This is a genomic window from Neisseria sp. P0021.S007, from assembly GCF_051956855.1.
Map to the genome: position 1 here is coordinate 85046 of NZ_JBQCXA010000006.1, position 25982 is coordinate 111027.

The following is a 25982-nucleotide window of genomic DNA, read 5'->3' on the forward strand; positions in this document are numbered from 1 at the left end:
TTCTGTTGTATTTATGCAGCATAAAAAAAATTATTCCATTATTCTAAGTATAAAAGTACAAATACGGTTGCCTGTTTTTGTAAATAACCTCAAAATTACAAAATCATAACGGCCGCACCCTGTCGGCCGATTATTTTATTCCTAATCCTTCACAAAATATAAAAGCAAACCGATGAATGCTCAACAATATGAAGAATCTTTTCTGCTAGCAGAAAAATTAATCACTCAAGACCCACCTGACTTTGCACGAGCCATCCCATTGCTCTGCGAAGCAGCAGAAGCCGGGCATGTTGAGGCTGCATTTCAGCTGGCAGGATGCCTGTTCGAAAACCAAGAAAACGAACAAGATTTAGCAATTGCAGTTGAATATTTAAAACAAGCGGCAAGAGCCGGTCATCCCTATGCCCGCTACAATCTTCTCCAATTACAAGAAAATAACGGCGCAGAAGTAGAAACGCTTATTTCAGCCTATCAAGAACTTGCCAAAGAAGACTTGGTCCCGGCCCAGCTGCGCCTGATGCGTTTATATGCGGATAGCGGCAATGACCAAGAAGCAGTCAAATGGGCATTGAAAGCTGCCGAGCAACAAAACCCTCAGGCGCAATATTTCTTAGCCCAACACTACCAATACTCAAGCACCCCTGATTTAGAATACTCCCATAAACTCTACCAGCAATCTGCCGCACAGGGGTTTATTGCAGCACACTGGCAACTTGGTCTTCAATATAAATTGGGTCAAGGTGTCGCACAAAATCCTGAAAAAGCAATCGAACATTTACGCATTGCCGCCAATTACGACATTGTTCCGGCGCAAACTTCTCTTGCAGAACTCTTAGTCGCATCAAATCCTGCTGAAGCATTGGAATGGTTTGAAAAAGCTGCCGCACAAGGTGACAGCAATGCGCATGTAGCACTTGCCGAAATCTATCTTTTGGGAAAAAACACCGAGCGAAACCCTCAAAAAGCCTATCAACACGCCAAGTCTGCTGCGGACCAAAATGATCCGGAAGGCTTGCGCCTTTTGGGAGATATCCATCGCTACGGATTGGGACGAGCAGTTGATGCAAACACCGCCCGTCAGTATTATCAACGCGCAGCCGACTTAGGCAATCTTGTCGCTTACCAAAAACTTCTATCTGACAGTGCGTTGAATAACCAGCAAAACTATGAGTTAACCAAAGAAATCGCCCTCCAACGTCAAGAGGCCGAGCGCCTATACAAACTGGCATTTGCAGCGCACTATGGCTTAAAACGTCAACAAAATTACGCTGAAGCACTGGATCTATACCATCAATCCGCAGAACATGGACACAGCAAATCCCAAACCAATCTTGGCATGATGTATTACAGTGGACAAGGTGTACCTGTCGACTATGCCCAAGCTGCAAAATGGTTTGAAGCTGCAGCCAAACAAAGGGATACAATGGCCCAATATAATCTTGCCTGTCTCTATTACCACGGCCTAGGTGTAGAGAAAGACATCAATAACGCATGTTTTTGGCTGCAAGAAGCCATCCAACATGGACATGAGCAGCAAGATGTTCTCAAAGAGCTTTTAGCTCAATGGAAGCAATTTGCCCAAAAATCCTCTGCAGTTTAAAGGCCGTCTGAAATTCTAACTTCCTACATAAATGACATGTTCAGAGCTAAACTAAAAGCCTGTACATGTCATTTTTTCATTTACTCTTCCTAAATAATTATCATCTTCAAATCCCATTTCCTCTTAATCTCTTTAAAGTCTTCAGACGGCCTATTCTCTTTGTAAAGAATCAGATAATCTAAATTTTCTCTTTCAAACCCTAAATCCAATATAAACTTTCAATTTAAAACGAAATTTGAAAAATATTTTTCGTATTCGAATCCATTTACTCAAATATCTGATGCTTTTTTACTGTATCCACTCAATATCCCGATTTAAAAACAAGCTCCATAACTCTTTTAAAAAATCTTATTTTAACCTTTACATCCTATCAATATCTACAGCATGATTTGCCAGTTTGCCCAATTACTGATAGCATTTGCAGGTTGGCCGGTTCGCAAAAAGTTCTATTCTTTCTGATTTTTCATCAACGGTTATAACGTATTGAAAACATTTCAGTAATTAAGACTTTTTCGAATTTGACTCTAGGAATTTTCGTTTTTAACTCATATATGTTCACAAACGAAAATATCGGAGTAATACTCCGTCATTGAAAAACACTCAACACAAGGATAGATATTATGTCCACCCAATTACACGATGTTGACCCAATTGAAACCAAAGAATGGTTAGACGCGTTAAGCTCTGTTTTAGAATATGAAGGCAGCGAACGCGCCCAGTATCTGCTGGAAAGTTTGGTCAAATACAGCCGTGACAAAGGCATCCGTATGCCCCATGGCACCACTACTCCATACTTGAACACCGTTTCCGTTGAAGACGAAAAAGGCATCCCTGGCGACCAAAACATCGAACACCGTATCCGTGCATTCGTTCGTTGGAACGCTGCCGCTATCGTTTTGCGCGCAGGTAAAAAAGATTTGGAATTGGGTGGACACATTGCATCTTTCCAATCAGCCGCCACTATGTACGAAGTCGGCTTCAACCACTTCTGGAAAGCTAAAGGTGAAGGCGAAGAAGGCGATTTGGTATTCTTCCAAGGCCACGTTGCCCCTGGTATCTACGCACGCGCTTTCGTTGAAGGCCGTCTGACTGAAGACCAATTGAACAACTTCCGTCAAGAAGTTGCCGGTCATGGTCTGCCTTCCTATCCTCACCCTCACCTGTTGCCTGACTTCTGGCAATTCCCAACCGTATCTATGGGTCTTGGCCCATTGATGGCGATTTACCAAGCCCGTTTCCTGAAATACTTGGAATCTCGCGGCCTAGCTAAAACCAAAGGCCGTAAAGTATGGGTATTCTGTGGCGACGGCGAAATGGATGAACCTGAAAGCCAAGGTGCTATTGCTCTGGCTTCACGCGAAGGCTTGGATAACCTGGTATTCGTCATCAACTGTAACCTGCAACGTTTGGACGGTCCAGTACGCGGTAACGGCAAAATCATTCAAGAGCTGGAAGGCAACTTTGCCGGCGCCGGCTGGAATGTTGTGAAAGTCATCTGGGGTCGTCGTTGGGACCGCCTCTTGGCAAAAGACAAAGATGGCATCCTGCGCAAACGTATGGAAGAGTGCCTGGACGGTGACTACCAAACTTACAAATCCAAAGACGGTGCATACGTTCGCGAACACTTCTTCAATACGCCTGAACTGAAAGCATTGGTCGCCGATATGACTGATGAACAAATTTGGGCATTGAACCGCGGTGGTCACGACCCTCAAAAAGTGTACAACGCTTACGACCGCGCAGTGAACCACGCCGACGGCAAACCTACTGTCATTTTGGCTAAAACCATTAAAGGTTACGGCATGGGTGCATCCGGCGAAGGTCAAAACGTTGCTCACCAAGCCAAGAAAATGGACAAAGCTTCTCTGAAACAATTCCGTGATCGCTTTGACATTCCTGTTACCGACGAGCAAATCGACAGTGGCAACCTGCCTTACCTGACTTTTGCTCCCGACAGCGAAGAATACAAATACCTGCATGCACGCCGTGAAGCTTTGGGTGGCTACCTGCCTCAACGCAAACCTACCCAAGAAGTTCTGGAAGTGCCTGAACTGTCAGCATTTGAGACTCAACTGAAATCCAGCGGTGACCGTGAATTCTCAACCACCATGGCTTTCGTCCGCATCCTGTCTACTTTGTTGAAAGACAAAAAAATCGGCAAACGCGTGGTGCCTATCGTTCCAGATGAAAGCCGTACGTTCGGTATGGAAGGTATGTTCCGTCAATACGGTATTTGGAACCCTAAAGGCCAACAATACACTCCTCAAGATAAAGACCAACTGATGTTCTATAAAGAATCTGTTGACGGTCAAATCTTGCAAGAAGGTATTAACGAACCAGGTGCTATGGCTGACTGGATTGCTGCTGCGACCAGCTACGCAAACAACGACTTTGCCATGATTCCTTTCTACATCTACTACTCTATGTTCGGTTTCCAACGCGTCGGCGACTTGGCATGGGCAGCAGGCGATATGCATGCACGCGGTTTCCTGCTGGGTGGTACAGCCGGCCGTACAACACTGAATGGCGAAGGTTTGCAACATGAAGACGGCCACAGCCACATTCAAGCAGATTTGATTCCAAACTGTGTAACTTACGATCCGACATTCCAATATGAAGTAGCCGTTATCGTACACGATGGCTTGCGCCGTATGTATGTTAACCACGAAGACGTGTTCTACTACATCACCCTGATGAATGAAAACTATACCCATCCGGACATGCCTGAAGGCGTAGAACAAGACATCCTGAAAGGTATGTACTTGCTGAAAGCCGGCGGCAAAGGCGATAAAAAAGTCCAATTGATGGGTTCCGGTACCATCCTGCAAGAAGTCATTGCCGGTGCCGAATTGTTGAAAGCCGACTTCGGCGTAGAAGCAGACATCTGGTCTTGCCCATCATTCAACCAGCTGCACCGCGATGCCATCGAAGTGGAACGCTTCAATCGTCTGAACCCATTGGAAACTGCAAAAGTACCGTTTGTTACTTCTCAACTGCAAGGTCATGACGGTCCGGTTATTGCCGCTACCGACTACATCCGCAGCTATGCTGACCGTATCCGTGCCTACATCCCTAACGACTACCACGTCTTGGGTACCGATGGCTTCGGTCGTTCCGACAGCCGTGCCAACCTGCGCAGCTTCTTCGAAGTTGACCGCTACAACGTTGCCGTTGCTGCATTGAGCGCTCTGGCCGAACAGGGCAAAGTCAGCAAAGAAACCGTTCAACAAGCCATTGAAAAATATGGTATTAAAGCCGATGCAGCTCCTAGCTGGAAACGCTAATTGATGTTTCAGACGGCCTGTTAACATTAGGCCGTCTGAAAACCAAATGTTTGAATGGTTTGAACAGACAAACTGTACCGATGCCGTGTGAAACAGTTTTCAGACGGCATCAAACTGAAAATATTAAAGGAACTCAAATGAGTATCGTAGAAATCAAAGTCCCTGATATCGGCGGTCATGAAAACGTCGACATCATCGCTGTAGAAGTTAAAGCAGGCGACACCATTGCCGTTGACGACACCCTGATTACTTTAGAAACCGACAAAGCCACTATGGACGTACCTGCCGATGCAGCCGGTGTCGTGAAAGAAGTTAAAGTTAAAGTTGGCGATAAAATCTCTGAAGGCGGTGTTATTCTGACCGTTGAAACCGATGCCGCCGCTGCCGATGCAGCCCCGGCTCCTGCAGCTCCCGCTGCCGATGCAGCCCCGGCTCCTGCAGCTCCCGCTGCCGCTCCTGCCGCAGCCCCTGCAGGCGGGGCAACTGTAAAAGTTGTTGTCCCGGATATTGGCGGTCATACAGATGTAGACATTATTGCCGTTGAAATTAAAGTTGGCGACACTGTTGCCGTTGACGACACTCTGATTACTCTGGAAACCGACAAAGCCACTATGGACGTACCATGTACAGAAGCCGGTGTTGTTAAAGCCGTATTTGTAAAAGTTGGCGACAAAGTATCTGAAGGTTCTGCCATTATCGAAGTAGAAACCGCCGGTTCCGCCGCAGCTGCTCCTGCTCCTGCCGCTCAAGCTGCCGCACCTGCACCAGCCGCTGCTCCGGCTCCTGCTGCTCCCGCACCAGCCGCTACGCCTGCTCCAGCTGCACCTGCAGCTGCCAAAATTGACGAAGCTGCTTTTGCCAAAGCCCATGCAGGTCCTTCCGCACGTAAACTGGCGCGCGAATTGGGTGTAGATTTGGGTCAAGTTAAAGGTACCGGTCTGAAAGGCCGTATCATGGGCGAAGACGTTAAAGCCTTCGTTAAATCCGTTATGCAAAGCGGTGCAGGCAAACCTGCCGCTGCCTCTTTGGGCGGTGGTCTGGACTTGTTGCCATGGCCTAAAGTTGACTTCTCTAAATTCGGCAGCGTCGAAGTTAAAGAACTGTCTCGCATTAAGAAAATCTCTGGTCAAAACCTGTCTCGCAACTGGGTTGTGATTCCTCACGTTACCGTACACGAGGAAGCGGATATGACCGAATTGGAAGAATTCCGCAAACAGCTGAACAAAGAATGGGAACGCGAAGGCGTGAAACTGTCTCCATTGGCCTTCATCATTAAAGCCTCTGTTGCTGCACTGAAAGCCTTCCCTGAATTCAACGCCTCTTTGGATGGCGACAACTTGGTGCTGAAAAACTACTTCAACATCGGTTTCGCAGCAGACACGCCAAACGGCTTGGTTGTTCCAGTAATCAAAGACGTGGATCAAAAAGGCTTGAAACAAATCAGCCAAGAGCTGACCGAATTGTCTAAAAAAGCCCGCGAAGGCAAGCTCAAACCACAAGAAATGCAAGGCGCATGCTTTACCATTTCCAGCTTGGGCGGTATCGGCGGTACAGGCTTCACGCCAATCGTGAATGCTCCTGAAGTTGCCATCTTGGGCGTGTGCAAATCCCAAATTAAACCGGTTTGGAACGGCAAAGAATTCGCTCCTCGCCTGATGTGCCCATTGAGCCTGTCCTTCGACCACCGCGTCATCGACGGTGCCGCCGGTATGCGCTTTACCGTATTCCTGGCTAACCTGTTGAAAGACTTCCGCCGCATTACTCTGTAATCCGAGCATTTTCAGACGGCCTTTTTACTCAGGCCGTCTGAAAAAAGAAGTCCGAACATCATTCAGAAAGATTAGACATGAGCTTAGTTGAATTAAAAGTGCCCGACATTGGCGGTCACGAAAACGTAGATATTATTGCGGTTGAAGTAAATGTAGGCGACACCATTGCTGTGGACGATACCCTGATTACTTTGGAAACCGATAAAGCCACTATGGACGTACCTGCCGAAGTTGCAGGTGTCGTTAAAGAAGTTAAAGTTAAAGTCGGCGATAAAATCTCCGAAGGCGGCTTGATTGCAGTCGTTGAAGCCGAAGGTGCGGCTGCCGCTCCTAAAGCCGAAGCACCAGCTGCTCCTGCGCAAGAAGCACCTAAAGCAGCCGCTCCTGCTCCTCAAGCTGCTCAATTCGGCGGTTCTGCCGATGCCGAATACGACGTAGTTGTATTGGGTGGCGGCCCTGGCGGTTATTCTGCTGCATTTGCCGCTGCTGACGAAGGCTTGAAAGTTGCCATCGTCGAGCGTTACAAAACTTTGGGCGGCGTTTGCTTGAACGTTGGCTGTATCCCTTCCAAAGCCCTGTTGCACAATGCTGCCGTTATCGATGAAGTGCGTCACTTGGCTGCCAACGGTATCAAATACCCAGAGCCTGAACTCGATATCGACATGCTGCGTGCTTACAAAGACGGCGTGGTTTCCCGTTTGACTACCGGTTTGGCAGGCATGGCCAAAGGCCGTAAAGTAGACGTTATCCAAGGCGACGGCCAATTCTTAGATCCGCACCACTTGGAAGTGTCGCTGACTACCGGCGACGTGTACGAGCAAGCGACTCCTACCGGCGAGAAAAAAATCGTTGCCTTCAAAAACTGTATCATTGCAGCAGGTAGCCGCGTAACCAAACTGCCTTTCATTCCTGAAGATCCACGCATCATCGATTCCAGCGGTGCACTGGCTCTGAAAGAAGTACCAGGCAAACTGTTGATCATCGGCGGTGGTATTATCGGTCTCGAAATGGGTACGGTTTACAGCACTTTGGGGTCTCGCCTGGATGTTGTTGAAATGATGGACGGCCTGATGCAAGGCGCAGACCGCGACTTGGTTAAAGTATGGCAAAAACAAAACGAATACCGTTTTGACAACATCATGATCAACACCAAAACTGTTGCTGTTGAGCCTAAAGAAGACGGCGTTTACGTTACTTTTGAAGGTGCAAATGCGCCTAAAGAGCCACAACGTTACGATGCCGTATTGGTGGCTGCCGGTCGTGCGCCTAACGGCAAACTCATCAGCGCCGAAAAAGCAGGCGTTGCTGTAACTGACCGCGGCTTCATCGAAGTGGACAAACAAATGCGCACCAACGTGCCGCACATCTACGCTATCGGCGACATCGTCGGTCAACCGATGTTGGCACACAAAGCCGTTCACGAAGGCCACGTTGCTGCGGAAAACTGTGCCGGCCATAAAGCCTACTTTGACGCGCGCGTTATTCCGGGTGTTGCTTACACTTCTCCTGAAGTGGCATGGGTTGGCGAAACCGAGTTGTCTGCCAAAGCTTCCGGCCGCAAAATTACCAAAGCCAACTTCCCATGGGCTGCTTCCGGCCGTGCAATTGCCAACGGTTGCGACAATGGTTTCACCAAGCTGATTTTTGATGCTGAAACCGGCCGCATCATCGGTGGCGGTATCGTTGGTCCTAACGGCGGCGATATGATCGGTGAAGTCTGCTTGGCGATTGAAATGGGCTGTGATGCCGCCGATATCGGTAAAACCATCCACCCACACCCAACCCTGGGAGAATCCATCGGTATGGCTGCGGAAGTGGCATTGGGCGTATGTACCGACCTACCGGCTCAGAAAAAGAAATAAGTTCACTCAAATAAAATTTGAACGAACTTGATGGAACAAAGGCCGTCTGAATGTTTCAGACGGCCTTTTTGCAAACAAGGAGACTTAATATGAAAAAAATCGAAGCTATTATCAAACCTTTCAAACTCGACGATGTACGCGAAATCCTGACTGAAATCGGCATTACCGGCATGACCGTCAGCGAAGTCAAAGGTTTCGGCCGCCAAAAAGGCCATACGGAAATTTATCGCGGCGCAGAATACGCAGTTGATTTCCTGCCTAAAGTGAAAATCGAATTGGTATTGGCTGACGACAAAGTCGATCAGGCTGTTGATGCCATTTTAGAAACCGCACATTCCGGCAAAATCGGTGACGGTAAAATCTTCATTTATCCGGTTGAAGAAGCTATCCGTATCCGTACCGGTGAACGCTCGGAAGCAGCGCTTTAATAGAAATCGCAAAACACAGAATACAAATGCCGTCTGAAAATAAGTCGTAGCGTGGTTTGCTCAGGACTTATTTTTCAGACGGCATTAATTGAATACCCCCCATTCTCTAAAGTCTATCCAAGTAAACCTATTATCGAAAACTTCACGCTATCAAGCATGGAGGAGTTCGAGGCAATGCTTCACCTGACCTTCGTGAACGACTTTACCGTATCAAATAACTCTTTCCAAAGCAGGGCTAACCCCAATCCCATACTTGCAAAACCTCAACGCCCTCCTTTTAAAATCAATTCTTCGCATTTTTTCCTATTCTTGTTGTTGCCTAACTTTTCAGACGACCCCTTTCTTTATCCAAACTCCGTTATAATGACGGCTTTAAAATTAATTTATCCAAAGACAGTCTTATCATGAAACACATCCACATTATCGGTATCGGCGGCACATTTATGGGCGGCGTAGCGGCTATTGCCAAAGAAGCAGGTTTTAAAGTCAGCGGTTGCGACGCAAAGATGTATCCGCCGATGAGCACCCAGCTTGAAGCCTTGGGCATAGACGTACATGAAGGTTTTGATGCCGCTCAATTGGACGAATTTAAAGCCGATATTTACGTTATCGGTAATGTTGCCAAACGCGGCATGGATGTGATTGAAGCCATTTTGAATAAAGGCCTGCCTTACATTTCCGGCCCGCAATGGCTTGCTGAAAACGTATTACACCATCATTGGGTACTCGGTGTAGCCGGCACACACGGCAAAACGACTACCGCCTCCATGCTCGCCTGGGTCTTGGAATATGCCGGTCTCGCTCCGGGCTTCCTGATTGGTGGCGTACCGGAAAACTTCAGCGTTTCCGCCCGTCTGCCACAACCCCCGCGCCAAGACCCTAACTCAAAATCCCCATTCTTCGTTATCGAAGCCGACGAATACGATACTGCCTTTTTTGACAAACGCTCCAAATTCGTACACTACCGTCCGCGTACCGCCATTTTGAACAATCTTGAATTCGACCACGCCGACATTTTTGCCGATTTGGGCGCCATTCAAACCCAATTCCATCATTTGGTACGCACCGTGCCGTCTGAAGGCCTCATCGTCTGCAACGGCCAACAGCAAAGCCTGCAAGATACTCTGGATAAAGGCTGCTGGACGCCCGTAGAAAAATTTGGTACCGAACAAGGCTGGCAGGTTGGTACCGTCCATGCCGACGGCTCGTTCGACGTACGTCATCACGGCGAAACAGTCGGACACGTCGCGTGGGAACTGATGGGCGAACACAACCGTATGAACGCCCTCGCCGTTATCTCCGCTGCACGTCATGCCGGCGTCGATATTCAGACGGCCTGCGAAGCTTTAAGTGCATTTAAAAACGTCAAACGCCGTATGGAAATCAAAGGCACGGTAAACGGCATCACTGTTTACGATGACTTTGCCCACCACCCGACCGCCATCGAAACCACTATCGAAGGTCTGCGCCAGCACGTCGGTAACGCACGCATCCTCGCCGTCCTCGAGCCACGTTCTAACACTATGAAACTCGGTACCATGAAAGCCGCCCTGCCCGCAAGCTTAAACAATGCCGACCAAGTGTTCTGCTACGCCGGTGGCGTGGACTGGGACGTCGCCGAAGCCCTCGCGCCTTTAGGTGACAAACTGCACGTAGGCAAAGACTTCGATGCCTTTGTTGCCGAAATTGTGAAAAATGCCGAAGCAGGCGATCATATTTTGGTCATGAGCAACGGCGGTTTCGGTGGAATACACGGGAAGCTGTTAGAAGCATTGAAATAGCCTTCTCCAATAACTAAGGCCGTCTGAAAAGTTTTCAGACGGCCTTTTATCATATGCCAATTTAAAATCTATATTTACAAAAAATGTTTTGGTAATACCCAAATAACACTCATCTATTATTTGCCCGTACATACTTGCTCAAGACCATTTTTCCATTATGCATTGCCAACCCACTCAAAAATCTGATAATAATGCAGACAACATCTAAGCCGTGCATATATCATGAAACACAAAATAGCCTTTAAGCCCATAGTTCTCAGTATTGCGCTTTCTATCCTTCTGATTACAACAGTTGTATTTTTTGCTCGTCATCACAATTCTATCCTAAGTATTAATACCGATTTCCTACAACAAAAAATTACCGAACCCAAAGGACCATCACCGAAAATCGTACAATCTGCGCGCAACCAAATCGGCAAAACCCTTCGTTACGACCCAGCTTACACGAAGCTCACTTATCCGATGGGAGATGTGCCGATATCAAAAGGCGTTTGCACAGACGTCATTATCCGTGCCTTGCGCGACCAAAATATAGATTTGCAAGATCTTGTTCATCAAGACATGAGCCGCAACTTTTCCGTCTATCCGAAACGCTGGGGTTTGAAACAACCTGATACCAATATTGACCACCGCCGCGTACCTAACCTAATGACTTATTTCACGCGTCAAGGCTGGGCCGTTCAAGATACAAACTATCAAGCTGGCGATATTGTAACTTGGGAACTGAAAGGCAACCGTCCCCATATCGGTATCGTCTCCGATCGAAAAATCGGAGACAGGCCCCTGATTATCCATAATATCGGTTCAGGAACCCGTGAAGACGATGTCCTCTACCGCTACACCATCACTGGACATTTCAGGCTTCCCGTTCAATAAATCCTGGTGCTAAGCTCTAAATACCTAGTTTTGCATCTGAAAAGCCATAGAGCAATAAAAAAGACCGTCTGAAACCATTTCAGACGGCCTTTTACTTTTACCTAACCCTCTTTATTTAACCACAACCGCCGCATTTACCGCAGCCGCTGCTGCAGTCGCGTTTTTTCGGTTTGAATACGAATTTTCGCAAGAGGAAGAATACGCAGGCAAGCATAATCAAGCCGACGATAATATATTGAGTCATGATGATAGTATCCTTGAAGAAATTTGGTAAACCACGAATGCGGCAAAATAAGCCATCAGGAACAAATAGCCTGTAATCATAAGCATATTTTTCGTGGATTTGGTTTCGCGTCTAATCACGGTCAAAGTCGCGGCACACATCGGAGCATACACATACCAAGCCAAGAAGGCAAAGGCGGTCGGCAAGCCCCAGTTGTTGTGTATGATGGGAATTAATGCGTTTTGTACGGCATCTTCAGACGACGCGCTGACGGCATAAACGGTACCCAATGCGGCAACGACCACTTCGCGCGCGGCAATACCCGGAATCATGGCGATACACATTTCCCAAGTAAAACCCAAAGGTGCAAAAAACGGCTGAATAGCATGACCAAGCGTACCTGCCAAGCTGTAATCGATGGCGGCACCGGTTGCGCCTTCAGGCGGTTGCGGCCAGCTTACCAAGCCCCACAAGACCACGGCCAACGCAAAAATGATGGTACCCGCGCGTTTCAGGAAGGCTTTTACCCTATCCCACAAGCTGGTCATGATGTGTTTGAAGTTAGGCGTACGGAAAGTCGGCAATTCCATCAAAAGTGGGAATTGTTGCACATTGCCTTTCATCCGCGCCAAGCGTTTCATGATATACGCTGCCAATGCAGCCGACAGAATGCCTACGATATAAAGAATAAACAATGTCAGGCCTTGCAGGTTGAAAATCCCACCCACTGTACGGTCAGGAATAACAGCGGCGATAATCAGCGCATACACTGGCAAACGTGCGGAACAAGTCAGCAACGGCGCAACCGCGATGGTAACAAGGCGTTCGCGCGGGTCGTTAATGGTACGCGCCGACATCACGGCAGGAACGGCACAGGCAAAGCTGGACAAAAGGGGAATAAACGAACGGCCGGACAAACCGCTTTTTGCCATGATGTTATCCAGCAGGAAGGCTGCACGCGGCAGATAGCCTGAGTCTTCCAATAGCAGGATAAAGGCAAACAAAATCGTAATCTGCGGCAGGAACACCAACACGCTGCCCAAACCGGCAATGACGCCGTTGACGAGCAAGTCGCTGAGGATGCCCGGCTCCATGTTGGCGCCTATCCATTCGCCCAGCGCGGTAAAGCCGCCTTCGATGGCGTCCATAATCGGCGCCGCCCATGTGTAAACCGCTTGGAACACCATAAACAGGATGACCAGCAGCATAATCATGCCCCAGACGGGGTGCAGCACGATGTCGTCGAGTTTTTTGTGCCATGCGGGCAGCGTCATCTGGGTGCGTACCACTTGTGCCAAAATCGATTCGACTTCTTGATAAAGTTTGTCGCTATCCAGCGCATCGAGCGTGCGTTCGGCAGAGGCGGGGTTTGCGGGGAAAGAGCGTTTGCGCGGCAGCTTCGCCACGGCTTCGCGTACAGCCTGTACACCCGACGCGCTCACTGCAACTGTTTCCAAAACAGGTGCATCCAACAACTCGCTCAGTTTGGCCGCGTCGATATTCAAGCCCCTTTTGCGGGCCACGTCGCTCAAATTCAGCGACACCACCATAGGCAGTCCCAGCGTTTTCAGTTCCAAAATCATGCGCAGGGTCATACGCAGGTTGGTCGCGTCGGCAACGGCAATAATGGCATCGGGCGGAATGCCCATCTTGCCTACCATTACATCTTTCGCCACCGCTTCGTCGGGGCTGGTCGTGCGTAGGCTGTATGTGCCCGGCAGGTCGATAATGCGGACGGCCTCGTCGTCGAGGAAGGCGCCCTCGCGCTTATCGACAGTTACGCCCGGATAATTGGCAACCTTGGCATGTGAGCCGGTCAAACCGTTGAACAAAACGGTTTTGCCGCAGTTTGGCGCGCCAATCAAGGCAAAATAGCTTAGTTCCATCATTTTTCCTTATTCTTTCAGACGGCCTTAAACGGCCTCAACGATACGACACATAATCTTCCCGGCCTCTTCCAACCGCAGGGAAAATTGGGATTGATTGCCCAAGCGTACTGCAAACGGTCCTCTTCCAAAACCGCCCACGGCAATCACTTGCAACGGCATTCCGCTGGAAAAACCCAAATCCGCAAGACGACGGGTTACCAAGGAATCCAATTCACCAAAAACAGGGTTGGAAATAATAGAATCAATATGTACGACTGCGCCTTTTTTCAGGCGCGACAAAGGAATGGTAGACATAAGCCTCTCTTTTCATTTGTTTTAAAAGTAGATTATTAAAAAACGTGAGAAGAATGACGAATGTGTGGCACATTTGAAAGATTGGTTATGAGTGGCTATTTGCCTCTTCTTTCGATAAGTGCGGTTTGTTTTAAGTATTGTTATTTTCTTTGCTAATGATAAATCTTATTAATGTAAAAATCAAGTGTAACAAGATAAACTAAAAAGGCTGAAATCCTTTTATCATTAGGATTTCAGCCTTTTTATACACTCAACAAACTAAAGGCCGTCTGAAAGGTTTCAGACGGCCTTCAAAATAAAAAACCGAATCAAATCGGTTTTTTATTCCCATTCAGGGAAAGACTCTAAATTACAGAGCGTCTTTCAATGCTTTACCGGCACGGAATTTAGGAGTTTTAGCAGCAGCAATAGTCAAAGGCTCGCCAGTTTTAGGGTTGCGGCCTTGACGTTCGGCGCGTTCGCCGACGTAGAAAGTACCGAAACCGACCAGAGTAACAGTGTCGCCGTTTTTCAACGCATTGGTTACGGCATTAGTAGTAGCATCCAAAGCTTTTTGCGCAGCAGATTTGGAAATGCCGGCTTCTTGAGCAATTGCTTCGATCAATTCAGACTTGTTCACAATTAGTCCCTTCCTATCGTAAAAAATGATGAAATGCCCGAATACTCGGGGCTTAAGCACTTTTAAAGCACATACGCACTTTATAGCAATTCTGAAATTATCATGTCAAGTAAAAGATGTGGAATTGCCCTATTTTTGTGGCATTCAGGGCAAAACCACATTTTTTGCAACATCAGACGACCAACTTAATGCTTGGTTGCTTTTGTTCTTGACTTCGTCTTAGAAGTTTGCGGGGTCTCGGCAACCGCCAATTCAGCCGCCCATTGCTCAGGCTGAGCTTCCAAACCCAAAGCCAACACTTCATCAATCCATTTGACCGGATGAATGGTCAGACCGGTTTTAACATTTTCAGGGATTTCTTCCAAATCTTTGACGTTGTCTTTTGGAATCAATACATGCTTGATACCGCCGCGCAAAGCAGCCAGCAGTTTTTCTTTCAAACCACCAATCGGCAAGACTTCGCCACGCAAAGTGATTTCGCCGGTCATCGCCACGTCTGCACGCACCGGAATTTTGGTGAAGGCAGAAACCATCGCCAAAGTCATGGCGATACCTGCGCTCGGACCGTCTTTTGGCGTCGCACCTTCAGGCACATGAACGTGAATGTCTTTCTTCTCGTAAAAATCAGGCGCCAAACCCACTGATTCAGCACGGGAACGGACAACCGACCATGCAGCCGATACCGATTCTTTCATGACATCGCCCAGTTGGCCGGTGCATTGAATCGTACCTTTACCCGGCAAGGCAACCGCCTCTACGGTCAATAACTCGCCACCGACTTCGGTCCAAGCCAGACCGGTTACCTGGCCGATGCGGTTTTCGCTTTCGGCCACACCATAGTCGAAACGGCGCACGCCCAGATAGTCATGCAGATTTTTCTCAGTAACTTTAATCGCTTTAGGCTTGGCCTTGCTTACTGTTTTGGATTTGGACGCTTTTTTCTTGTCCTCATTCAAAGTAACCTGCATCACCACTTTGCGACAGATTTTGGCAATTTCGCGATCCAACGAGCGGACACCGGCCTCGCGGGTGTAGTAACGGATAATATCGCGCACCGCACTTTCATCAACCACCAACTCACCCTCTTTCACACCATTGCGCTTCATTTGTTTCGGCACAAGGTATTGCATGGCGATATTGATTTTTTCATCTTCCGTATAACCGGACAGACGGATAATTTCCATACGGTCAAGCAGCGGAGTCGGGATATTCAAGCTGTTTGAAGTGGCAATAAACATCACATCGCTCAAATCATAATCGACTTCGGCATAATGGTCAGCGAACTTGTTGTTTTGCTCAGGATCCAGCACCTCAAGCAAAGCACTGGCAGGATCACCACGGAAATCGCTGCCCATCTTGTCGATTTCATCAAGCAGGAACAATGGGTTTTTCACACCCGCTTTCGCCATATTTTGCAAGATTTTGCCCGGCATAGAGCCGATATAGGTACGGCGGTGGCCGCGGATTTCGCTTTCATCACGCACGCCGCCCAACGCCATACGCACATATTGACGGCCTGTGGCTTTGGCAATCGACTCACCCAAGGAAGTTTTACCCACCCCCGGAGGGCCAACCAGACATAAAATCGGGCCTTTGAGCTTGTCCATACGTTTTTGAACGGCCAAATATTCCAAAATGCGCTCTTTAACTTTTTCCAAACCATAGTGGTCGGCATTCAAAATCAAATCAGCCTTGGCAATATCTTTGCTGACACGGGATTTTTTCTTCCACGGCAACTCAAGCAAAGTATCGATGTAGTTGCGCACGACGGTAGATTCCGCAGACATCGGCGGCATCATTTTCAGTTTTTTCAATTCAGACAGACATTTTTCTTCAGCCTCTTTGCTCATGCCTGCTTCTTTGATTTTGTTTTCCAGCGCATCCAGCTCGTCGCGCTCGTCTTCTTCGCCCAATTCTTTCTGAATCGCTTTTACTTGCTCATTCAAGTAATACTCACGTTGGGATTTTTCCATTTGACGTTTCACACGGCCACGGATGCGTTTCTCGACCTGCATGATATCGAGTTCGGCTTCCAACTGCGCCAGCAGAAATTCCAAACGGTCAACAATGCCGGCAGTCTCCAGTACATATTGACGCTGCTCTAATTTCAGCTGCAAATGCGCGGCAATAGTATCGGCAAGACGGCTGTTGTCATCGATACTGCTGATGGTACTGATAACTTCGGCAGGGATTTTTTTGTTCAATTTCGCATATTGCTCAAATTGAGTCAGCAAGGTACGGCGCAAGGCTTCAATTTCGGGATTGTCCTTGTCGCTGTTTTCATCAATCGCCTCCACATGGGATAAAAACAGTCCGCCTGTTTCGTCAACCGTCAATGCGCGCGCACGACGGATACCTTCTACCAACACTTTAACGGTGCCGTCAGGCAGCTTCAAAACCTGCAAAACTTGGGCAACCGTACCAGTTTGGTGCAAATCTTCAGCTTTAGGGTCTTCTGTATTAGGGTCAAGCTGGGCCAACAGGAAAACCGGATCATCATTAGCCATTGCCGCCTCAAGGGCTGCAATCGATTTAGGACGACCGACGAACAGCGGCAATACCATATGCGGATACACCACGACATCGCGTAAAGGCAAGGTAGCCAGCGCACTGTATTCCTCGAAATATTTGTCTTTTGTCGGCATAGTTAGAAATCTCAATCATTGTTAAATCAGAATGTAGCTCAAAATTGGGCTGAAGCGCTCCATTTCAAGACTTGAAAACAGCTTATCCGCACCTATTTTCTAAAACATCATTTTTAATAGCCCGATATGGACGTTTACGATAAAATATATCGGATTTTGGGCCGTCTGAAAACTTTTCAGACGGCCCTGGCTAACCAAAAAAGGTAGTAAACCATGACAGACTCAACCGAAAAAAAATCATTAATTGAATTCCCTTGCACCTTTCCTGTAAAAGTCATGGGCGTGGTTCATCCGGAATTTGAATCCGCCATCTTGGAAACCGTGCGCAAACACGCTCCCGATACCGAGCCGCACCACATTACTACGCGCCCAAGCAGCAAAGGCAACTATACCGGCGCGACTGTCCATGTAAATGTTGAAAATCAAGAGCAGCTCGACAATATCTACCGCGACCTGACTTCACACGAATTGGTAAAAGTGGTGCTGTAATGAAAATCGTGCACAAAGGCTTGGTCGATTACCTGCCGACTTTCGAAGCCATGAAGGCATTTAATGCCTCGCGTGACGAAAATACCGAAGACGAATTATGGGTGGTCGAACATCCGCCCGTATTCACTCAAGGCTTGGCCGGTAAGCCCGAACACCTCCTCATCCGCGACGATATTCCCGTTGTCCAAATTGACAGAGGAGGTCAAATTACCTACCACGGTCCTGGCCAATTGGTCGTTTATACGATGATCAATTTCAAACGCCGTAAGACCAGTGTGCGCCATATCGTTTCCGCACTTGAAAACAGCATCATCGCCACCTTGGCAGAATACGGCATCGAAGCAGCCGCCGACCCCAAACGTCCCGGCGTTTATGTCGGCGAGCGTAAAATCGCTTCCCTGGGCCTGCGTATCAAAGACGGCTCCGTTTACCACGGCTTGGCGCTTAACGTGAACATGGATTTAAGTCCGTTTACCCATATCAACCCCTGCGGTTATGCCGGTATGGAAATGACCCAAATTGCCGACTTTGTCTCTCCGGCACCCGGCTTGGCAGAAGTTTCAGACAAACTGACCAAGCATTTACAGAAAGAGCTGGCATAAGGCCGTCTGAAAATATTCGACCCCAACACCATCTTTTAACTGCCCCTCTGAACCCACAAGCCCTTAGTTCATAAAGACTACAATAAGCTTTTCAGACGGCCTTTATAACGACAGAAAGAACACATCACCATGAGTGAAGAAGTAAAAAACGACCCAAAACGCGGCATCAAACTGAAAGGCGCAGATAAAACTGCACGCATTCCGATTAAAGTTGTTCCATTGGAACAAAAATTGAAAAAGCCCGAATGGATCCGCGCCAAATTACCGGGCAAGAAATTCTTTGAAATCAAAAACATTCTTCGCGAACAAAAAATGCATACCGTGTGCGAAGAAGCATCTTGTCCAAATATCAGCGAATGCTTTACCAAGGGTACGGCCACATTCATGATCATGGGCGATATTTGTACCCGCCGCTGCCCGTTCTGCGACGTTGGTCATGGCCGCCCCAATATGCTGGATCCTGACGAGCCTAAACACTTGGCCGAATCCGTTAAATCCATGAACCTGCGCTATGTCGTGATTACTTCCGTCGACCGTGACGACCTGCGTGATGGCGGCGCCCAACACTTCGCCGACTGCATCAAAGCCATCCGCGAAACCAGCCCGAATACCAAAATCGAAATCCTTGTTCCCGATTTCCGCGGCCGTTTGGACATCGCACTGGAAATCTTGGCAGAAACACCGCCCGACGTGATGAACCACAACTTAGAAACCCATCCAAGCCTGTATAAAAAAGCCCGTCCGGGTGCCAATTACCAACACTCCCTCGAGCTTCTGCGCCGTTACAAAGAAATGATGCCCCATATCCCGACAAAGTCCGGCATCATGGTCGGCTTGGGCGAAACAGACGAGGACGTACGCGAAATAATGCGCGATATGCGTGCCAACAATATCGAGATGATTACCATCGGCCAATATCTGCAACCTTCAGACGGCCACCTGCCCGTCCTACGCTATGTAACGCCTGACCAATTTAAAGTTTTTGAAAAAGAAGCATACGAATTGGGCTTTACTAATGCCGCGATCGGCGCAATGGTTCGCTCCAGCTACCACGCAGACGAACAAGCAGCCGAAGCTTTGCGTGAAACCCACGGCGGTTGCAGCCACCACTAAGGTTTAAATCATATAAGGCCGTCTGAAAAATCAGGGGACTATTTTTTCAGACGGCCTTTGTTTATGCAAAACTCTTTAGATTTTCAAAAAATAAACCTTAGTCGGGCCCTATTGAGCCAATCTTAAGTAATACAAAAAAGCGGCTAAACAGGATAAACACTGTTTGCCGCTTTTTAATTTATTTCTTTATTTTACTTCTTCAACAATTTTGCCGCTTCAATCGCGTAGTAAGTCAAAATACCATCGGCGCCAGCACGTTTGAATGCCAATAAGCTTTCCAAAATGGTTTTTTCGCCATCCAGCCAACCGTTTTGAATGGCAGCCTGAAGCATGGCATATTCGCCGGAAACTTGGTAAGCATACGTCGGTACGCCGAATTCGTCTTTGACTCGGCGGACGACATCCAGATACGGCAGACCCGGTTTTACCATAACCATGTCTGCGCCCTCTTGAATATCCAATGCTACTTCGTGCAAGGCTTCGTTAGTATTTGCAGGATCCATTTGGTAGGTTTTCTTGTCTGCCTTACCCAGATTGCCGGAACTACCGACGGCATCGCGGAACGGGCCATAGAACGCTGAAGCATATTTTGCCGAATACGCCATAATGCGCGTATGGATATGTCCGGCATCTTCTAAGGCTTCACGGATGGCAAGAATACGTCCGTCCATCATGTCTGACGGGGCAATGACTTGTGCGCCTGCATCGGCATGACACAAAGCCTGTTTTACCAAAACTTCAATGGTTTCATCGTTGAGGACATAGCCATTTTCATCGGTTAAACCGTCTTGACCGTGAATGGTGTAGGGATCCAAGGCAACGTCGGTCATGATACCCAGCTCTGGGAATTTCTCGCGCAGGGTTCGTACTACTGTCGGCACCAAGCCTTCAGGATTATAAGCTTCCTCCGCAAACTCGGTTTTGTTTTGCGTTACCACGGGAAACAAAGCCAGCATAGGAATGCCGAGCTTCAGTGCTTCTTCAGCAGTGAACAACAATTTGTCCAAACTTTGGCGTTTGACACCCGGCATGGATGGGACTGCCTCTTCCTGATTCTGGCCTTCCAATACAAAAACCGGATAGATCAAATCATCTGCCGTCAAAGTATGCTCGCGCATCAGACGACGTGAAAAATCATCTTTACGCATACGGCGCATACGGGTGTTTGAGACATAACGCGGAGGGAAATTCATAACAATTGCCTTTCAATAATGAAGTCTTAAAATCAGTCTTCGACTTGACGTATGGCTTTGACCGAACGTTTGATTTCGCTGAACGTACCGGTTTTATAACTATTACGTTCCTGTTCGGTCATACCGTTTTGATCCAATTTGGCGATATTTTTCAATGCCTCGGCATACTGGCCGTCTGAAAGTTTTTCCTGTTTGATGCGCCAACGGTTGTTCACTTCGGAAGCCGTCCATAAGCCTACTTTGTTGTAGTAGAACAAAATGCTTGCCGCCAGCGTCTTCATATCGCTGTCGGGTTTGGCACTGCCGATACTGCGGCCGATACGGTTATTACGTTGATCGACTGCCTGGTCGGCAAGGTAGCGGCTGAAGTAGTCGTCTTTACCTTCTCGCAACTCCATATCCGTCAGACGCGCATTACCTGCTTTTTCTGCAATAATGCTGTCGAATTTAGAAGCAATCGCCGCCTGCCACAATGCTTGGCGTACGGCATTGACCTGTGTTCCCCTGCTGTCGCCGTTTGCTTTGTCGTCCAAACCTGTACGCTCGGCAAAGCGTGTGGCATTACTGGTCATATTGATTAAGCCTTCGTCTTCCATCCCGATAACTTGGGCGGCCACGGGATGGTTAAGCGCGAATTGAGCCATTTTACTGCGGCGGCTTTGATCTTCCTGATACGATTGGCAACCGGACAATACCAGCATGCCGAAAACGGCGCATTGAATGTGTTTTTTAATATGTTTCATGATGTAACTATCGATATTATTGTGTGAGTTCAACTTCTTTGTTTAACATAGAAACGCCCGTAAGCGCAAAATAATTTCCACACGGCCAAATCAGCGCATGAATGGCTATTTTATAATAAAAATAAGGCCGTCTGAAAACTTTCAGACGGCCTGAGTATTTTTAACCCAGTAAGCTGCGAATCTGCGGCCAATAAAACAGGCAGGCTATCGAGCAAATAGCAATACTGATACCGGCTGCATTAATGCTGCTGATTTTTTCCTTAAATATTGCCGCACCGATCAGCGTACCCAAAACAATCACGCCAATATTCATACCGGCAAAGACCAAGGTTGGATTATCCTTCATGATTTGGTGTGCCGAGATGTAGGTAACAATATTCAAAAAGTTCAGACAGCCCAAAATCATACCGCCCACTATGCCCTCTTTGGTCCATTTGCTTCCTTTGGCAAACAGGTAGCCAAACATCAAGATACCGGCCAAACAAAACGCCACCAGCAAATTACCGGCAAAAGCGGTACCGCTTTTCGCCACTTGTTTGAACAAAATATCGATGACGCCGTAGCCGCACCAGACGCTCAAAAGCAGCATTACTTGCGTGCTGAAGCCGCCGGATTTCTTGCCGCCATCGCTTTTCCAAAGCAAGAAAAACAGTGCCGTAAATGCCAATACCAAACCGATCAGACGGCCTTCGGTCAACTGCTCATGGAAAAGCGTGAATGAAGCGACAATCGGCAGAAACAGCGATAAGCGTTGTGCCGCGTCCGATTTGACGATACCTGCCGCATCTACGGATTTGCCCATAATGACAAACACGCTTGGCAGCAATATGCCCAAGGCCGCAAAAAGCCACCACGTCGGTAAAAATACCTGCGGATTGCTCAAATCGGGTTTTAACACCAGCATGGTCAAAGTGACGGCAACGATATAATTCACCGCCACCGCCTGCTCGATATTGATTTTTTGCTTGCGCGCCACTTTCAGCAAGACAGACACCAACACGCTGCAAACGATACTTGCCAATAAATATGCCATGCTTTAAAACCATCCTTGATTGGAAACAGGCTTATCTTCATTCAGTTTAATCAGTCCGACGACTACACGGTAAATAAACCAAATGGCAGTTACCAATAAAATCAGCCAACCAATTAAGATCAGTGTAGTAAAAGTTCCCAAAACCGTACCCACTAAAGACACCCAAAATGTCTTAATCAAATAATCGATATGACTGGCGTAAATACTGCCTTGAGCCTCATCGCGTTTAACATACGCCATAATCACACCGACAACGGGGGTAAACAAAATCAATAAGCCCACAGCATATGTAACATAAGCAATAAAAACATAGTTTTTTACGTCAGAGCTGGGCGTGTTGACCACATTTGTCGCCGTATTATTGAAGCTGTTGTCTTTGGCTTCCTGACGCTCGTACTGCATAGCCGCATCATAAGCCAAACGTTTTTCCGGATGAGACAATACTTCAAACGCCTGTCCGATGGCTTTGAAACGCTCCGCATCTTTCTGAATATCCGGATTGGCCACCAATTTGCCGTAAGCTTCGCGGATAACGTTGATATCCGCATCCTGAGATACACCCAAGATTTCGTATAAATTCACTTGTTCCATCTGTATTCCCCTCCTTTACGCGTCCACTGCAACATGAACATCTTGCGGATTAAGCGTCCGCAGGTTTTCAGGCTTCATGCCTACGATAAACCCACGTTTGCCGCCATTGATAAAAATCTCGTCCAAAGCCCAAATACTTTCTTCCACATAAACCGGCAACGCGGTTTTCATACCGAACGGCGACGTCCCGCCGACCAAATATCCTGTCCATTTCGCCGCCTGATCTGCCGTTGCCGGTTCGATGTGTTTCAAACCCAGTTCGCGCGCCAGATTGCGGGTGGAAATATGTTTGTCACCGTGCATTAAAACAACCAAACCTTTTTTATGCTCATCCTGCAAAACAATCGTTTTGATGACCTGATGCTCGGGCTTGCCCGTACATTCGGCAAAACGCGCCGTACCACCATGTTCTTCATATGCGTAAACATAAGGGACAAAATCGATTTTCTTACTGCGTAAAAAGCGTACTGCCTGCGTAACCGGATATTCTGCTTTACTCATGGGTTGTTTTCCGCCATCCTTTTCAGACAGCCCCTCTTAAATGTGGAACGTAAACAGTCGCAATGTTACCATACCTTCTTTTTGAAATCAGGAGACAACATGGACATCCGCTATCTTGGCACAAACAAACGCTATTCGGAAGCCGTCGTGGCCAACGGCTTGGTTTTCCTCTCCGGCATGGTTCCCGAAAATCCTGAAGCCGATGCCAAAGCGCAAACTGAAAATGTTTTGGCGCAAATCGATTCATGGCTCACCCAATGCCAATCCAACAAAGCCCACATTTTAGAAGCCACCATCTATCTGCCCGATATGAACGACTACGCCGCTATGAATGAAGCCTGGGACGCATGGACAGCGCCCGAACGCGCTCCGGCCCGCGCCTGCGTGGAGGCGAAACTGGCTTCGCCCGACTGGAAGGTTGAAATCAAAATCACCGCCCTTCAAATCAAATAAAGCACAAATATCAGGCCGTCTGAAAACGCCGCTTCAACCAAGCAGGCGCAGTTTTTCAGACGACCTTTATTCTTTTGCGGTACAATACCGCCCTTAAATTTTTCTATTATTTCAAAGCACAAACAGCCATGTCCAAAAAAACCAAGCAAGAATTAGAAAACAACAAACTCAGCAAACGCCTGCGCCACGCTGTCGGCGATGCGATTAACGATTTCAACATGATCGAACCGGGCGACAAAATCATGGTCTGCCTCTCAGGCGGCAAAGACAGCTACGCCCTTTTAGACATTCTGCGCCAGCTTCAAGCCAGCGCGCCGATTGATTTCGAACTGGTCGCCGTCAATCTCGACCAAAAGCAGCCGGGCTTCCCCGAAGAAGTATTGCCAACCTATCTCGAAAGCATCGGCGTTCCCTATAAAATCGTTGAAGAAGACACTTATTCCACCGTCAAACGCGTGTTGGACGAAGGCAAAACGACTTGTTCGCTGTGCAGCCGCCTGCGCCGCGGCATCCTCTACCGCACCGCAAAAGAATTGGGCTGCACCAAAATTGCCTTAGGACACCACCGCGACGACATTCTTGCCACTATGTTCCTGAATATGTTCTACGGCGGCAAACTCAAAGCCATGCCTCCCAAACTAGTCAGCGACAACGGCGAACACATTGTCATCCGTCCTCTGGCGTATGTCAAAGAGAAGGACTTGATCAAATACGCCGAGCTGAAGCAATTCCCAATTATTCCATGCAACCTCTGCGGCTCTCAGCCCAACCTGCAACGCCAAGTCATCGGTGACATGCTGCGCGATTGGGACAAACGTTTCCCCGGCCGTATTGAGTCTATGTTCTCCGCGCTACAAAACGTCGTTCCATCACATTTGGCCGATACCGAACTTTTCGACTTTGTCGGCTTGGAACGCGGTCAAAGCCTGAAACACGGCGGCGACTTGGCATTTGACAGCGAAAAAATGCCGGAACGTTTCTCCGACGGCAGCGAAGAAGACGAAAGCGAAATCAAAATCGAGCCGCAAAAAGCTGAACGTAAAGTCATCAATATTTTGGCAAACAAACCCAAAACCTGCGGTTTATAATTCCATTTAATTTTCAGACGGCCTTTTGGTAGCTATTTACCGAAAGGCCGTCTGAATATTCATATTTGAAATTTTTTCTATTCTTTTTTATCTATTCTTTCCCTGACAAACCGTGCAGCAGCAACCCCAATATATCCTGCGGCAGCTTTTGTGGTGCAGCGGTATAAAGTGCAGTCAGTTGCGGATGGTGCATCAATATATCTGCCTGACGGATGAACAGGTCAATGAGCTCCACCGGCAAATCGGGCTGAATCAGGCGGCGTTGTTGTAGAGTATGGAAGAAGCCGCGCATAAAAGCGTATTTTTCTTCGTTCAATTCGTGGAAAAATCGCTCCAGCTCCAAATCGGTGTTCTCTTCAATGTCGCGCAGGAAAGCGGCGGAATAAAGTTCTTCAAACGATTGTTTTTGCAAGACAAACACAGCCTCGGCGGCTTCGCGCAGGCTGCATTGCCGTTCAAGCAGATTTTCAAATTCGGCACGGACGCGGTTTTTCTGCTCGGTAACAATTTCCTGCAAGAGTGCGTTTTTACCGCTGTAATATTTGTAAAAAGTGACGCGGCTGACGCTGGCCTCGGCGCAGATACTGCCTACGAATACGGCGGAAAAGCCATGTTCGCGGAATAGGCGGCGGGCGGTGTCGGCGATGGTTTGTTGTTTGCTGGCAGTCATGACGGTAAGAAGATTTTGATTTTGTTCATAAAGGTTTTTCATTAAAGTTATCCGCAAGTCGGATACTCATCATATTTCCCCACAGCGGCAATGGCAATATAACGGCTTTCAGACGGCCTCTTTCCTTATCCTTCCGCTCCGCCCTACGAATGAGGACTATCGGATGCTTGGCAGGCCAAATTCATGAAGATTACAGAATCTGCCTCCTCCAACCTTCTCCCAAAAATAGGAGAGGG

Annotated in this window: 23 protein-coding genes; 12 read left to right on the forward strand and 11 right to left on the reverse strand. The window is 47.9% G+C overall.

What is annotated here, in order from left to right; all coding sequences use genetic code 11:
- Positions 1-172 precede the first annotated feature (172 nt).
- From ACTHUR_RS08605 to ACTHUR_RS08635, 7 genes are all read left to right on the forward strand, one after another.
- Entirely contained in the window at positions 173-1600 is a 1428-nt protein-coding gene (locus tag ACTHUR_RS08605) for a tetratricopeptide repeat protein (protein WP_004520615.1), read from the forward strand.
- A 620-nt stretch (positions 1601-2220) separates the two neighbouring features.
- Positions 2221-4884 (forward strand): pyruvate dehydrogenase (acetyl-transferring), homodimeric type, encoded by a 2664-nt coding sequence (aceE, locus tag ACTHUR_RS08610; protein WP_004520617.1) that lies wholly within the window; start codon positions 2221-2223, stop codon positions 4882-4884.
- Between the two features lie 137 nt (positions 4885-5021).
- Positions 5022-6653: a dihydrolipoyllysine-residue acetyltransferase gene (gene aceF, locus ACTHUR_RS08615; RefSeq protein WP_440361169.1), complete on the forward strand. Its 1632-nt coding sequence runs from the start codon at positions 5022-5024 to the stop codon at positions 6651-6653.
- A gap of 77 nt (positions 6654-6730) precedes the next feature.
- The gene (gene lpdA / locus ACTHUR_RS08620) at positions 6731-8515 is read left to right on the forward strand and encodes a dihydrolipoyl dehydrogenase (RefSeq protein WP_049344805.1); all 1785 of its coding nucleotides are present in this window, start codon (positions 6731-6733) and stop codon (positions 8513-8515) included.
- Between the two features lie 89 nt (positions 8516-8604).
- A complete protein-coding gene (locus ACTHUR_RS08625; RefSeq protein WP_003683576.1) occupies positions 8605-8943 on the forward strand; it encodes a P-II family nitrogen regulator in 339 nt (112 codons plus the stop codon).
- Positions 8944-9347: 404 nt separating this feature from the next.
- Complete coding sequence (gene mpl, locus ACTHUR_RS08630; RefSeq protein WP_049344804.1) at positions 9348-10724, forward strand: UDP-N-acetylmuramate:L-alanyl-gamma-D-glutamyl-meso-diaminopimelate ligase; 1377 nt, start codon at positions 9348-9350, stop codon at positions 10722-10724.
- A 222-nt stretch (positions 10725-10946) separates the two neighbouring features.
- Complete coding sequence (locus ACTHUR_RS08635; protein WP_049333815.1) at positions 10947-11600, forward strand: DUF1287 domain-containing protein; 654 nt, start codon at positions 10947-10949, stop codon at positions 11598-11600.
- A gap of 115 nt (positions 11601-11715) precedes the next feature.
- Here the strand turns inward: ACTHUR_RS08635 and ACTHUR_RS08640 are convergent, their stop codons facing one another.
- From ACTHUR_RS08640 to lon, 5 genes are all read right to left on the reverse strand, one after another.
- On the reverse strand, positions 11716-11844 hold the full coding sequence (locus ACTHUR_RS08640) for a FeoB-associated Cys-rich membrane protein (protein WP_003683546.1): 129 nt from the start codon (positions 11842-11844) through the stop codon (positions 11716-11718).
- Complete coding sequence (gene feoB, locus ACTHUR_RS08645) at positions 11841-13709, reverse strand: ferrous iron transporter B (RefSeq protein ID WP_049336637.1); 1869 nt, start codon at positions 13707-13709, stop codon at positions 11841-11843. The genes ACTHUR_RS08640 and feoB overlap by 4 nt, the downstream gene beginning before the upstream one ends.
- 27 nt (positions 13710-13736) lie before the next feature.
- The gene (locus ACTHUR_RS08650; protein ID WP_036490759.1) at positions 13737-14006 is read right to left on the reverse strand and encodes a FeoA family protein; all 270 of its coding nucleotides are present in this window, start codon (positions 14004-14006) and stop codon (positions 13737-13739) included.
- A gap of 349 nt (positions 14007-14355) precedes the next feature.
- Positions 14356-14625: an HU family DNA-binding protein gene (locus ACTHUR_RS08655; protein ID WP_003683413.1), complete on the reverse strand. Its 270-nt coding sequence runs from the start codon at positions 14623-14625 to the stop codon at positions 14356-14358.
- A 185-nt stretch (positions 14626-14810) separates the two neighbouring features.
- Positions 14811-17270, reverse strand: coding sequence for an endopeptidase La (gene lon, locus ACTHUR_RS08660; protein ID WP_049333811.1), 2460 nt, complete (start codon positions 17268-17270; stop codon positions 14811-14813).
- 213 nt (positions 17271-17483) lie between these two features.
- Here lon and ACTHUR_RS08665 point away from each other — a divergent pair, with 213 nt between their 5' ends.
- The 3 genes from ACTHUR_RS08665 to lipA all read left to right on the forward strand — a co-directional run bounded on the left by ACTHUR_RS08665 (position 17484) and on the right by lipA (position 19474).
- Positions 17484-17759 carry an HP0495 family protein gene (locus ACTHUR_RS08665; RefSeq protein ID WP_004519710.1) on the forward strand — a complete coding sequence of 92 codons (276 nt, stop codon included), beginning with the start codon at positions 17484-17486 and terminating at the stop codon, positions 17757-17759.
- On the forward strand, positions 17759-18361 hold the full coding sequence (gene lipB / locus ACTHUR_RS08670) for a lipoyl(octanoyl) transferase LipB (protein WP_004519711.1): 603 nt from the start codon (positions 17759-17761) through the stop codon (positions 18359-18361). Before ACTHUR_RS08665 ends, lipB begins: the two co-directional genes overlap by 1 nt.
- Before the next feature lie 129 nt (positions 18362-18490).
- Complete coding sequence (gene lipA, locus ACTHUR_RS08675) at positions 18491-19474, forward strand: lipoyl synthase (protein WP_003683323.1); 984 nt, start codon at positions 18491-18493, stop codon at positions 19472-19474.
- Between the two features lie 191 nt (positions 19475-19665).
- Here lipA and hemB read toward each other — a convergent pair whose 3' ends face one another.
- The 5 genes from hemB to ybaK all read right to left on the reverse strand — a co-directional run bounded on the left by hemB (position 19666) and on the right by ybaK (position 23535).
- On the reverse strand, positions 19666-20667 hold the full coding sequence (hemB, locus tag ACTHUR_RS08680; protein ID WP_003683488.1) for a porphobilinogen synthase: 1002 nt from the start codon (positions 20665-20667) through the stop codon (positions 19666-19668).
- Positions 20668-20699: 32 nt separating this feature from the next.
- Entirely contained in the window at positions 20700-21410 is a 711-nt protein-coding gene (locus ACTHUR_RS08685; protein WP_004519713.1) for a DUF6973 domain-containing protein, read from the reverse strand.
- A gap of 160 nt (positions 21411-21570) precedes the next feature.
- Positions 21571-22443: a DMT family transporter gene (locus ACTHUR_RS08690; protein ID WP_049344792.1), complete on the reverse strand. Its 873-nt coding sequence runs from the start codon at positions 22441-22443 to the stop codon at positions 21571-21573.
- A gap of 3 nt (positions 22444-22446) precedes the next feature.
- Complete coding sequence (locus ACTHUR_RS08695) at positions 22447-23034, reverse strand: DnaJ domain-containing protein (protein ID WP_004519715.1); 588 nt, start codon at positions 23032-23034, stop codon at positions 22447-22449.
- A gap of 15 nt (positions 23035-23049) precedes the next feature.
- Entirely contained in the window at positions 23050-23535 is a 486-nt protein-coding gene (gene ybaK, locus ACTHUR_RS08700; RefSeq protein WP_004519716.1) for a Cys-tRNA(Pro) deacylase, read from the reverse strand.
- A gap of 99 nt (positions 23536-23634) precedes the next feature.
- Between ybaK and ACTHUR_RS08705 the strand changes: the two genes are divergently transcribed.
- Together ACTHUR_RS08705 and ttcA are read left to right on the forward strand one after the other, a co-directional pair.
- Positions 23635-23988: a RidA family protein gene (locus tag ACTHUR_RS08705; RefSeq protein WP_070695578.1), complete on the forward strand. Its 354-nt coding sequence runs from the start codon at positions 23635-23637 to the stop codon at positions 23986-23988.
- 128 nt (positions 23989-24116) lie between these two features.
- Positions 24117-25076, forward strand: a complete 960-nt coding sequence (ttcA, locus tag ACTHUR_RS08710) for a tRNA 2-thiocytidine(32) synthetase TtcA (protein WP_004519719.1) — start codon at positions 24117-24119, stop codon at positions 25074-25076.
- Positions 25077-25167: 91 nt separating this feature from the next.
- Here ttcA and ACTHUR_RS08715 read toward each other — a convergent pair whose 3' ends face one another.
- Positions 25168-25788, reverse strand: coding sequence for a TetR/AcrR family transcriptional regulator (locus ACTHUR_RS08715; protein WP_004519720.1), 621 nt, complete (start codon positions 25786-25788; stop codon positions 25168-25170).
- Between the last annotated feature and the right edge of the window lie 194 nt (positions 25789-25982).